Annotated in this window: 9 protein-coding genes and 2 rRNA genes; 3 read left to right on the forward strand and 8 right to left on the reverse strand. The window is 34.6% G+C overall.

Annotated elements, in window-relative coordinates:
• On the forward strand, positions 1-223 hold a 223-nt coding region (locus F594_RS0108930), incomplete at its 5' end, for an IS3 family transposase (RefSeq protein WP_019035337.1).
• Positions 224-314: 91 nt separating this feature from the next.
• Here F594_RS0108930 and tkt read toward each other — a convergent pair.
• The 4 genes from tkt to F594_RS0108955 all read right to left on the reverse strand — a co-directional run bounded on the left by tkt (position 315) and on the right by F594_RS0108955 (position 4703).
• Positions 315-2261 carry a transketolase gene (gene tkt, locus F594_RS0108940; RefSeq protein ID WP_019035339.1) on the reverse strand — a complete coding sequence of 649 codons (1947 nt, stop codon included), beginning with the start codon at positions 2259-2261 and terminating at the stop codon, positions 315-317.
• 14 nt (positions 2262-2275) lie between these two features.
• On the reverse strand, positions 2276-3073 hold the full coding sequence (locus tag F594_RS0108945; protein ID WP_019035340.1) for a WecB/TagA/CpsF family glycosyltransferase: 798 nt from the start codon (positions 3071-3073) through the stop codon (positions 2276-2278).
• 71 nt (positions 3074-3144) lie between these two features.
• Complete coding sequence (locus tag F594_RS0108950) at positions 3145-3489, reverse strand: type II toxin-antitoxin system PemK/MazF family toxin (RefSeq protein WP_009345439.1); 345 nt, start codon at positions 3487-3489, stop codon at positions 3145-3147.
• Between the two features lie 53 nt (positions 3490-3542).
• Positions 3543-4703 (reverse strand): NAD(P)H-hydrate dehydratase, encoded by a 1161-nt coding sequence (locus F594_RS0108955; RefSeq protein WP_019035341.1) that lies wholly within the window; start codon positions 4701-4703, stop codon positions 3543-3545.
• A gap of 202 nt (positions 4704-4905) precedes the next feature.
• Here F594_RS0108955 and tyrS point away from each other — a divergent pair, with 202 nt between their 5' ends.
• Positions 4906-6135, forward strand: a complete 1230-nt coding sequence (gene tyrS / locus F594_RS0108960) for a tyrosine--tRNA ligase (RefSeq protein WP_009345437.1) — start codon at positions 4906-4908, stop codon at positions 6133-6135.
• Between the two features lie 9 nt (positions 6136-6144).
• Entirely contained in the window at positions 6145-7542 is a 1398-nt protein-coding gene (gene pepD / locus F594_RS0108965) for a beta-Ala-His dipeptidase (RefSeq protein ID WP_019035342.1), read from the forward strand.
• Positions 7543-7603: 61 nt separating this feature from the next.
• On the opposite strand, the gene F594_RS0108970 is transcribed toward pepD, so the two are convergent.
• The 4 genes from F594_RS0108970 to F594_RS0108985 all read right to left on the reverse strand — a co-directional run bounded on the left by F594_RS0108970 (position 7604) and on the right by F594_RS0108985 (position 11870).
• The gene (locus tag F594_RS0108970; protein ID WP_019035343.1) at positions 7604-8038 is read right to left on the reverse strand and encodes a DUF3021 family protein; all 435 of its coding nucleotides are present in this window, start codon (positions 8036-8038) and stop codon (positions 7604-7606) included.
• 9 nt (positions 8039-8047) lie between these two features.
• Complete coding sequence (locus tag F594_RS0108975) at positions 8048-8485, reverse strand: LytTR family DNA-binding domain-containing protein (protein ID WP_019035344.1); 438 nt, start codon at positions 8483-8485, stop codon at positions 8048-8050.
• A 395-nt stretch (positions 8486-8880) separates the two neighbouring features.
• Positions 8881-8997 (reverse strand): 5S ribosomal RNA (gene rrf / locus F594_RS0108980).
• A 24-nt stretch (positions 8998-9021) separates the two neighbouring features.
• Positions 9022-11870: ribosomal RNA gene (locus F594_RS0108985) — 23S ribosomal RNA — on the reverse strand.
• Positions 11871-11888: the final 18 nt, after the last annotated feature.

Below are 11888 nucleotides of genomic sequence, written 5' to 3' on the forward strand. Positions count from 1 at the left end.
AACCCAATCAATGTCAAGAAAGGGAAATTGCCTAGATAACTCCCCAATGGAAAACTTCTTTGGGATACTAAAACAAGAAATCTACCATGGTAAAAAATTCTATTCATACAAAGAATTAAAAGAAACAATAGAAGAATATATCGAATATTACAATAAAGATAGGATAAAAGAAAAATTAGGATATTTAAGTCCAATAGAATATAGAGAAAAGAATGCAGCATAAAAAATACCAGAGAAAATATAAATTCTCTCTGGTATTTGGTCCAACTTTATGGGGTCACCACAATTATGAGGGTATTTGTAAAGTAATTAATTTATAATTCTTCAACTGCTTTTTTTATATTTTCAACCGTTATGCCAAAGTATTTATAAACTTCCTTTGCTGGAGCGCTTATACCAAAGGTGTCTATGGAAATATTTTTTCCTTCAAGACCTGTGAATTTTTGCCAACCAAAGGATGATGATGCTTCCACGCTGATTCTCTTTTTAATTTCCTTTGGTAAAATTTCTTCCCTATAGGATGCAGTTTGTGCTTCAAATAGCTCCATTGAAGGCATACTTACTACTCTTACATTTTTAATATCTTTTGTGGCTTCAAGTGCAAGATGAACTTCAGAGCCTGTAGCTATTATAATTTTTTCAAGCTTTTCTTCTTCTTTTTTAATTATATAAGCTCCTTTTTTGGCATCTAATGAAGAATTTTCAAGTTGTGGTAGGCTTTGTCTTGTCAATATCAAGGCTATTGGAGTATTTTTTGATTGCATTGCAAGGTTCCAAGCTACGCAAGTTTCTCTTCCATCTGCTGGTCTAAATACTATTAAATTTGGTATAGACCTTAACATTGCAAGGTGTTCAATTGGTTGGTGGGTTGGCCCATCTTCCCCTACTCCTATAGAATCGTGGGAGAATATATAAATATTTGGTATATTCATAAGGCTTGCGAGCCTAATTGTTGGTTTCATATAATCTGAAAATACTAAAAATGTTGCATTATAAGGTCTCAAACCGCCATGCAATAACATACCATTTGTTATAGCTCCCATAGCATTTTCACGCACTCCGAAGGTTATATTTCTTCCTAATCTGTTGTCTTTTGAAAAATATTCTTCCCCATCTAAAGATGATTTATTTGAACCGGCAAGATCTGCAGAACCTCCAAATAAGTATTTACATTTCTTTGCTATATGGTTTAAAACTTTACCTGATGTTTGTCTTGTCGCCATATCTTTATCGAAAGAATCATAAAAATCCTTATCTACATAATCTATATTTTTTGATTTATCCAAGCTTTCAATATATTCCTTGTAGAGTTTTGGATATTTTTCCTTATATTTTTCTTCGTTTTTCTTATCTTCTTGGTATTTTTCTTGAAGATTTTTAATTATTTGTGAAAAGTTATCTTTGACTTCTTCATCAACATAAAAATCTTCATCTTTCATATTAAAAAATTCCCTGGTCTTTTTAATATTTTCTATTCCTAGAGGTGAACCGTGAGATTTTTCAGAACCTGCCATAGGTGATCCATAACCTATTTTGGTATTAACTTTTATCATGGCTGGATTTGGGCTTTTCTTTGCATCTTCTATTGCCTTTGAAATTTCTTCTAAATTATTTCCGTCCATAACTTCAAAAGTATCCCATCCCAAAGCATCGTATCTTTTTAATACATCTTCTGCAAAGGCAAGATCAGTTGAACCTTCTATTGTTATATTATTAGAATCGTATAAGACTATTAATTTTTTCAAATTTAATGTTCCTGCAAGTGATGAGGCTTCATTGGATATTCCTTCCATAAGGCATCCATCACCTACTAAGGCATAAGTATAGTGGTCTATTAATTTTATATCCTTATTGTATAAGGCTCCAAGTTTTTCTTCTGCTAGTGCCATGCCTACAGCCATAGAAATACCTTGACCAAGTGGTCCTGTAGTTGCGTCAACTCCTACAGTATGACCGTATTCAGGGTGACCTGGGGTCTTTGAAAGTATTTGTCTAAAATTTTTTAAATCCTCAAGACTAAGTCCATATCCGAAAAGATAAAGCAACGAATATAAAAGTGCACTTCCATGGCCTGCTGATAAGATAAACCTATCTCTGTTGTGCCAGTTTGGATCTTTGGGATTTATTTTTAAATGGTCTTTAAAAAGTTCATAAGCCATGGGTGCTGCTCCCAAAGGTAAGCCAGGATGGCCTGAGTTTGCCTTTTGCACTTGGTCTATTGACAACATTCTAATGGTGTTTACATTTAAACTATCTTTCATTTCTTCTCCTTTTATCATTGTACACTTTTCTTATCTAATAATATTGAAACTAAAAACTTTGGAATGGCGAGCTGTCTTTTAAATCTTGACGGGTTTGTAATAAGCCTATAGAACCATTCCAAATTTAATTTTATAAAAATTTTTGGAGCTCTTTTTGCTTGACCAGCTAAAATATCTAAAACTCCACCATTACCAATAATAATATTTGCTTTAATCTTATGGAAATTCTTGTCAATCCATATTTCTTGTTTTGGAAATCCTAGACCTACAAAAATAATATTGACATTTTTTGAATTTATTTCATCAATGATATTTTTCTCTTCTTCGGAATTATCAACTCCCATATGACTTCCAGGGAAATATCCATTGTGATAACCACAAACTTTTAAATTTTTGTATTTTTTTTGAACATTTTCACAAGCTTTTTTGCTTACCCCTTCCTTGCCTCCTAAAAAATATAAATTAAGTCCCTTCTCATCGGCAAGTTTTAATAATTCCATGGAGGTATCAAAACCAGTTACCCTTTCTTTTAAGGGTTTTTTTCTGATTTTTGCACCATAAATAAGACCAATACCGTCACAAATTACCAGTTCTCCACTATTGATAATATTTTTTAATTCATTATCTTCCCTGGCTGCCATAACAATTTCAGTATTGGGTGTATAAATCCTATTAAGTTTATCAGATTCTAAAAATTTCACTAAAATTTTTTTATTTTCTTCAAAAGAAATATTACAAATATTTATTCCGAAAATACTAACTTTTTCCATAATTACCTTGCCTTTACTCTTTACCTTTATTGATTTTACCATAGCTAGAAATATTTTTCCATATTAAAAAGAGCTGTTGAAAAAACAGCTCTAATATGTATGTCCAAACAATATTATTTTATTCCCAAACTAACTTTTATAGCATCATCTATGACGGTCATAACATCTTCGCCAAATCTGCCAATTCTTTCTCTCAACCTTTTTTTATCTATTGTTCTAATTTGTTCTAACAATATAACTGAATTTTTTGGAAGCGGTACAGTCTTAGCTTTTACATTAACATGGGTGGGCAATTTGGCTTTATTAAGTTGGCTCGTTATAGCTGCTACTATTATAGTTGGAGAATACTTGTTACCAACATCATTCTGGACTACTACAACAGGTCTAACGCCACCCTGTTCAGAACCAATAACCGGCGAAAGGTCTGCATAAAATATATCTCCTCTTTTTATCATCATACTCTCACCTTTTCGGTTAAAAGAAACTTTCCCATATGATTATACGTGTATTTTTAATTCTTGTCAATGGACTTAAATGCCATTGGTAAAAAATTAATAATATCTCTTGCCCTCATTGAAACTTCTCCCAAACTATTTTTTGCAAAATCTCCAGCTAATCCGTGAATATAAACTCCCACCTTTGCGGCTTCAAAGCTTGGAAAAATTTTTAAAAGTGCACTTATTATTCCTGTCAGTACATCGCCTGAACCTGCACTTGCCATGCCGGGATTCCCACTCTTATTGATATAGATTCTATCGCCATCAGTTACCACAGTTGCACTTCCTTTTAAAACTAAAACCACTTTATTTTTCTTTGCATATTCCTTTGCAAGTTTTTCTCTATTATTATTTATAAAATTTGGATCAAGTCCTGTAAGTCTTGAAAATTCAAGAGGATGTGGGGTTAGTACTGTTTGAAAATCCTTTCTGTTCTTGAAAGGCTCATCTATTAAAACTAAATTGTTTAGACCGTCTGCATCTATTAATAATGGTTTTTGAATTTTTAGAACTCTTTTTAAAATTTCTATCTTTTCCTTCTTTGTCCCCATTCCAGGACCAATTGCAACTACATCTAGAGAATTTAAAAATTTAATTAAATCATCATTATTATCAAAGGTCTTTGCAATAGGTTCAATATATTTTATTGACATAATTTCAAAAATTTCCTTATCTACAACATTATAAACAAGACCTGCCCCTGATTTTAAGCAAGCATTTGAAGATAAATAAACAGAACCTGTCATGCCAAAACTGCCACCTACAATTCCAATCTTGCCAAAAGTCCCTTTATGTGAATTACTATCCCTCTTGGGCATAATATTGATAAATTCCTTTTCAATCTCTATATAATTTTCAATCAGTTTGGCAAAAGCTACGGCATAATCTCTTTCATGAGAAATAGACAGATAATATTTTTGTCCCCTAAATTTACCATAGGGCTTTTTATTTTCATGAAAAATTTCTATTTCTTTGGGTGGAAAAGTTTTATCTATTTCGTTTGCTTTTATTATAGCTTCCTTAGCAGAAAAAATTCCCGCCATTCTTTCATAGGGATTTTTTTTCTTTCTAATATAATTTATCTCATTTTCAGTAAAATATTCATCTAAAAATTTGGGATATTTATCGAATAAATCTTTAATCCTACTTATTTTACATATATCTATTCCATACATATGATCACTTCCATTTGACTTTAATAAATATTATTAGTATAATTTTAGTATAACATATTAAAGACGGAGAAGATATAAAGTAAGCTTTTAGCCGAATTACAATATCAGAGTCGAGTATTTTAGACTTTAAGGCCTATGGCGAAGAAAGGTGGTACCACGAATGCGTCCTTTCAATGCCTGGCTTTTTTTATTGGAGGTATTTATGACAAAAAATGTATTTGACGTTTTAAAAGAAAGAGGTTTTATAGATTCTGTTACAGATGAAGAAAATCTCAAGGATGTTTTGGAAAAAGAAAAGATTAAATTTTATATAGGTTTTGATGCAACAGCCGATTCACTAACTCTTGGCCACTTCTTACAAATTAGAGTTATGCAACATATGCAAAAACAAGGACATATTCCAGTTGCACTTTTAGGTGGCGGAACAACATCTATAGGTGACCCATCAGGCAAAAATGATATGAGAAAATTGATGGATAGACAAACTATTGATCACAATGCAAAATGTTTTAAGGAGCAAATTTCAAGATTTGTTGATTTTTCTGATGGCAAAGGCATGATTTTAAATAATGGTGATTGGCTTTTAAATCTTAATTTTCTTGAATTTATGAGGACTATTGGCGTTCATTTTTCAGTAAATAGGATGTTAACTTTTGATTGCTACAAAAATAGAATGGAAAAAGGGCTTACATTCTTTGAATTTTCATATATGCTAATGCAATCTTACGATTTTCTACACTTATACAGAAATTATGGTGTAAAACTTGAGCTTGGAGGTTCTGATCAATGGTCAAATATTATTGGCGGATATGAACTTGTTAGAAAATTAGAAGAAGAAAAAGTATTCGGCATGACTTTTAAATTGCTAATTACTGCAAATGGTGTCAAAATGGGCAAAACTGAAAAAGGTGCTATTTGGCTATCAAAAGAAAAAACTTCTCCCTATGAAATGTTCCAATATTTGAGAAATACTGACGATAGGGATGTAATTAAATTTTTAAAACTTTTGACACTTTTAGATATGGATGAAATTAAAGAATATGAAAAATTAGAAGGTCAAGAACTAAACAAGGCAAAAGAAGTTTTAGCTTATGAAGTAGTTAAGGATGTTCACGGAGAAGAGGAAGCAAAAAAAGCCCTTGAAGCATCAAAAGCAATGTTTGGAGGTCAAAAAACAGCAGAAAATATCCCCTCTACACTTATGAATAAAGAAAGCTTACAAGAAGGTATAGGCATTTTAAATATATTAACAGAAATAGGCTTTTCAAAAACAAATTCTGAAGCTAGAAGACTTATAAATCAAGGTGGAATTTCAATCAATGATGAAAAAATAACTGACCCAGCTTTAATAATTACCTTAGATAAGTTTAAAGATGATGAAATTATCTTGAGAAAAGGTAAAAAGTTATACCATAAAATAAATTTAAAATGAGGTGATTATATGGATAAACATTTAGTACTTGAATATTTTGAAAAATTCGCAAAAATTCCAAGAGGTTCAGGAAATGAAAAGGAAATCTCTGACTATTTAGTAAAACTTGCCCAAGAAAAAGGATATAAGGCAGAGCAAGATAAAGTTTTAAACGTTAAAATTGATGTTCCTGCAAAAGAAAATTGTCAAAATAAAAAAAGAGTAATCTTGCAAGCCCATATGGATATGGTTTGTGAAAAAAGCAGTGATTCCAACCATGATTTTCTAAAAGACCCAATAAAACTTATTTATGATGGTGATATTTTAAGAGCTGATGGCACAACACTAGGCGCTGATGACGGTATAGGACTTGCAACTGCCTTTGCCCTAGCTGAAACTACAGAACACGGACCAATGACGATTTTAGTAACAGTTTCAGAAGAAACAGATATGCACGGAGCAAAAAATGTATCTGCAGAATTTTTACAAGGCTCTTATCTCATAAATATAGATTCAGAAGATGAAGGAATTTTAACAATGGCCGCAGCTGGTGGTGAACAATATAAAGCAATCTTTACCCCTAGCTATGAAGATTATGACAAAGATGTTTTATCACTTGAATTTGCTGGTCTTGAAGGCGGTCATTCAGGTGTAGAAATAGATAAAAATAGGGGCAATATGATTAAAATTATTGCTGAATTTATAGATAAAGTAAATGGTAAAATTGCAGAAATTGATTGTGGTACAAAAGATAATGCAATTCCCAGACAAGGAAAGCTATTAATTTCTTGCGATACTGATATTGCAAAAAAAGTAATAAATGAACTTGTCGACAAATACCAAGACTTAGACGGAGATTTTTCTATTACAGTTTCTACTGAAAAATACAAAGGAAAAATTCAAACAGAAAAATCATCCAAAGAATTTGCAAAGTTTCTATTAGGTCTTCCGACAGGACTTAGATCATATACAGATGATACAAAAAAATTCTTAGAATCTTCATCCAATCTTGCTATAGTCAGAAGATATGAAAAAGATACAAGTAGATATCTAGTAAAAGACTCTATGAGATTCATAAAATCATCTTTAATAGAAGAATTTGAACAAATATTTAAGGACGCTTCAAAAGGTTTCAATGTAGATTATGAATTTATAAACTATTATCCTGAATGGGAATATAAAGAACACTCTCCTTTAAGAGAAATAGTTAAAAAAACTTACAAAGAAAGTTACGGCAAAGATATGGAATTAGCAATAATTCATGGCGGACTTGAATGTGGAGTATTTTATAAGAAAAATCAAAATCTAGATATAGTTTCATTAGGACCCGATGTAAGAGGAGCTCACACCCCTAAAGAAACAACATATTTAGGTTCAATACAAAGAGTTTATAACCACTTAGTAAAAGTAATTAACGAATTAGACTAAGTATAATATAAAAACTAAGTACAATATAAAAAAACCAAGAAGTTTAAAACTCCTTGGTTTTTTAGTTTGAAAATTTTTTATTAATTTTTTCAATTTTCTTCTTTTCAATTAAAAAAATTAAAGTCCATATACTAAAAAAAATAAAAAGAAATATTGCAAAAGCTCCTAAGAATACATATAAACTTCTAAACCAACATAGGAAATAGCCAGTAAAAGAAAAATATATAAATAAGATAATAAACTGCATTAATGATGCCTTTAATATAGAATTACTATCATCTCTGTAAAATCTTGCTGAAAAATTTCCAACAATAGAAAAACCGCCATAAAATAATATTTCAAGAATTCTTGCTAAAATTAAAGAATCAAACTTACTAAAATATAAAGGAACTCCAACAGTAATTTGCCCTATAAAAATAGAAATAAAAACCTCTACTAGTGTTCCTATACCAACACCAACTAGAAATAAGTTGATAAATTTACCTAAATTTTTCATATTAACCTCCTAAAAACCTAAAACTTTCTTAAAATTTTTCAAATTTCTCCTTGAAACGTATGATACTGTTCCATTTTTTAACTCAACAGCAATAGTTCCCTTAAAAGATAAATCTAACTTTTTAATATAAGAAATATTAATAATCTCAGACCTCGAAATTCGTACAAAAGAATTATTTAATCTATGTTCAATCTCATACATTCTTAGCCTTGATTTATAGGTGTTATCTCTACATTCAATAAAAACATCCTTATCCTCTGTAAAAAATCTATAAATATTTTTTAAATCAAGCACAAAGGCATCATCATCTTTAAAACCTAAAATAACATTATTGTTAATATTAACAAGAGATTTTTCCAAATTTTCAATTTCTTTATTATACTTATCAGTAAATATCTTTACATAAGTTTCTTGATATTTTTCATCAAGAACAATCTCGACTTTCATAGCCACCTCAACTTAAAAACATAGTAAAACATAAGCTTTAATTACATTATAAATAAATATGGAATTAAATCTATAAATTATGTATAAAAGGTTGTTAAAAATGAATAAGCGGTATAATTTTTTAAAAATAAATTAGTTTTAATTAAAATGAAATAAGAAATTAAATACACTATCATGATTTAATATAATTAAAGCGAATCAAGAAAATTCAAACAACCAATGCGATTTAATATAATTAAAGCGAATCAAGAAAATTCAAACAACCAATGTGATTTAATATAATTAAAAGTAAAAGAAAAACTGCTTAGAATAAATTCTAAACAGCTTCCAAATAAAAAATAATAAAAATAACAAAAGCCTATAAACGAAATGCACTTTGCGTCTATAGACCTTTAAACCGGCAATAACTTACTCTCCCAGGTCGTTGCCAACCAAGTACCATCAGCGGATTGATGCTTAACTTCTGTGTTCGGTATGGTTACAGGTGTGTCCATCTTCCTATTCTCACCGGATAACTTAAAAACTAAAAACTTTCTTTGGTCAAGTTCTCGACCTATTAGTACTCGCTAGCTCCATATATTACTATACTTCCACCTTGAGCCTATCTACCTAATTTTCTTCTAGGGGTCTTATCATTTCTGAGGGAAATCTCATCTCGAGGGGGGCTTCGTGCTTAGATGCTTTCAGCTCTTATCCCTTCCAAACTTAGCTTCCCAGCTATGCACTTGGCAGTACAACTGGTGCACCAGAGGTTTGTCCATCCCGGTCCTCTCGTACTAAGGACAGCTCCTCTCAAATTTCCTACGCCCACGACGGATAGGGACCGAACTGTCTCGCGACGTTCTGAACCCAGCTCGCGTGCCTCTTTAATGGGCGAACAGCCCAACCCTTGGGACCTACTTCAGCCCCAGGATGAGACGAGCCGACATCGAGGTGCCAAACCTCCCCGTCGATGTGGACTCTTGGGGGAGATAAGCCTGTTATCCCCAGGGTAGCTTTTATCCGTTGAGCGATGGCCCTTCCACTCGGTACCACCGGATCACTAAGTCCTGCTTTCGCATCTGCTCGACTTGTTGGTCTCGCAGTTAAGCTCCCTTCTGCCTTTATACTCTTTGCACGATTTCCGTCCGTGCTGAGGGAACCTTTGAACGCCTCCGTTACTCTTTTGGAGGCGACCGCCCCAGTCAAACTGTCCAACTGAGAGTGTCCCTTTCCCGGTTTCACGGGATTAGGTTAGAATTCTAGTATCAAAAGAGTGGTATCCCAAAGGTGACTCCGCAAATACTGGCGTACTTGTTTCCTTGTCTCCCACCTATTCTGTACATTTAATCCCAAAATCCAATCTCAGCTTACAGTAAAGCTCCATGGGGTCTTTCCGTCCTGTCGTGGGTAAGCGGCATCTTTACCGCTACTACAATTTCACCGGATCCTTTGTTGAGACAGTGCCCAAATCGTTACACCTTTCGTGCGGGTCGGAACTTACCCGACAAGGAATTTCGCTACCTTAGGACCGTTATAGTTACGGCCGCCGTTTACTGGGGCTTCAGTTCTAAGCTTCGCTTGCGCTAACTTTTTCCCTTAACCTTCCAGCACCGGGCAGGTGTCAGCTCCTATACTTCGTCTTTCGACTTAGCAGAAACTTGTGTTTTTGGTAAACAGTCGCTTGGGCCTTTTCACTGCGGCCCCCTTTTACAGGGGCTCCCCTTCTCCCGAAGTTACGGGGTCATTTTGCCGAGTTCCTTAACAAAGGTTTTTCCGCTCGTCTTAGGATTCTCTCCTTTCCTACCTGTGTCGGTTTGCGGTACGGGCGATACTTCTCTTGTACGTGGCTTTTCTTGGCAGTGTGGATTCATATCTTTCTCTACTTGTTTTCGATCTGCATCACACTTCAGACTTCTCAAGAAGCGGTTTTGCCTACTCCTTATCCTTTGTGCTTGCACGCCTCACCAACTGGGCGCTACTACTATCCTCCTGCGTCCCCACTTACTTCAACGATTGTATCGGTACAGGATTTTCCACCTGTTGTCCATCGACTACGCTTTTCAGCCTCGCCTTAGGTCCCGACTTACCCTGAGTGGACGAGCCTTGCTCAGGAATCCTTAGGTTTTCGACGGGTGAGATTCTCACTCACCTCTCGCTACTCATGCCAGCATTCTCTCTTGTATGGTATCCACAATGGATTACTCCTTTTGCTTCTTCTTCCATACATTGCTCCTCTACCAACTGTTAGTTCCATAGCTTCGGTATATAGTTTAGCCCCGGTTATCTTCGGCGCAGAATCACTTGACTAGTGAGCTATTACGCACTCTTTGAATGTGTGGCTGCTTCTAAGCCAACATCCTAGTTGTCTCAGTAATTCTACTTCCTTTCCCACTTAACTATTATTTTGGGACCTTAGCTGATGGTCTGGGCTCTTTCCCTTTCGACTATGAAGCTCATCCCACATAGTCTGACTCCCTAGTTTGTGTTTCGGCATTCGGAGTTTGATAGGTCTCGGTAACATATGCATGCCCCTTGACCATTCAGTGCTCTACCTCCGCTACACGTATTCCTAGAGGCTAGCCCTAAAGCTATTTCGAGGAGAACCAGCTATCTCCGTGTTCGTTTGGCTTTTCACCCCTATCCACAGGTCATCCGATAGCTTTTAAACGCTACCCGGTTCGGTCCTCCATTGAATTTTACTTCAACTTCAACCTGCCCATGGATAGATCACACGGTTTCGGGTCTATGATAAATGACTTTCGCCCTCTTAAGACTCGGTCTCCCTTCGACTCCTCTTTTATTAGATTAATCTTGCCTTTTATCATAACTCGCTGGCCCGTTCTACAAAAAGTACACGATCATGGCTTGTGCCATTTTCGCTGCTTGTAAACACTAGGTTTCAGATTCTTTTTCACTCCCCTCTCGGGGTTCTTTTCACCTTTCCCTCACGGTACTTGTTCGCTATCGGTCACCAAGTAGTATTTAGCCTTAGGGGGTGGTCCCCCTGTGTTCCCACAAGGTTTCTCGTGTCTCGTGGTACTCTTTGTACTGATTCTTTTCCCTTTTCGTCTACGGGCCTTTTACCTCCTTTGGGTCAGCTTCCCAGCTGATTCGACTAAGTTCTTTTCTTCGTTTGTACTTGGGCTGTTCCCTTTTCGCTCGCCGCTACTCGGGGAATCGATGTTTCTTTCTCTTCCTCAGGGTACTTAGATGTTTCAGTTCCCCTGGTTCGCTTCATTAAACTATGGATTCATTTAATGATGTCCTTTCGGACCGGTTTCCCGATTCGGAGATCTACGGGTCAATGGATATTTGCTCCTCTCCGTAGCTTTTCGCAGCTTGTCACGTCCTTCTTCGCCTCTTGGTGCCTAGGCATTCACCTAGTGCTCTTTCTAACTTGACCTTTGTTTATAAACTTTTT

The sequence above is a fragment of the Peptoniphilus lacrimalis DSM 7455 genome (assembly GCF_000378725.1).
Taxonomy (GTDB): domain Bacteria; phylum Bacillota; class Clostridia; order Tissierellales; family Peptoniphilaceae; genus Peptoniphilus_A; species Peptoniphilus_A lacrimalis.

Coding starts and splice junctions, on each gene's coding strand:
- tkt (WP_019035339.1), bottom strand. CDS start 2,261: ATGAAAGATAGTTTAAATGTAAACACCATTAGAATGTTGTCAATAGAC.
- F594_RS0108945 (WP_019035340.1), bottom strand. CDS start 3,073: ATGGTAAAATCAATAAAGGTAAAGAGTAAAGGCAAGGTAATTATGGAA.
- F594_RS0108950 (WP_009345439.1), bottom strand. CDS start 3,489: ATGATGATAAAAAGAGGAGATATATTTTATGCAGACCTTTCGCCGGTT.
- F594_RS0108955 (WP_019035341.1), bottom strand. CDS start 4,703: ATGTATGGAATAGATATATGTAAAATAAGTAGGATTAAAGATTTATTC.
- tyrS (WP_009345437.1), top strand. CDS start 4,906: ATGACAAAAAATGTATTTGACGTTTTAAAAGAAAGAGGTTTTATAGAT.
- pepD (WP_019035342.1), top strand. CDS start 6,145: ATGGATAAACATTTAGTACTTGAATATTTTGAAAAATTCGCAAAAATT.
- F594_RS0108970 (WP_019035343.1), bottom strand. CDS start 8,038: ATGAAAAATTTAGGTAAATTTATCAACTTATTTCTAGTTGGTGTTGGT.
- F594_RS0108975 (WP_019035344.1), bottom strand. CDS start 8,485: ATGAAAGTCGAGATTGTTCTTGATGAAAAATATCAAGAAACTTATGTA.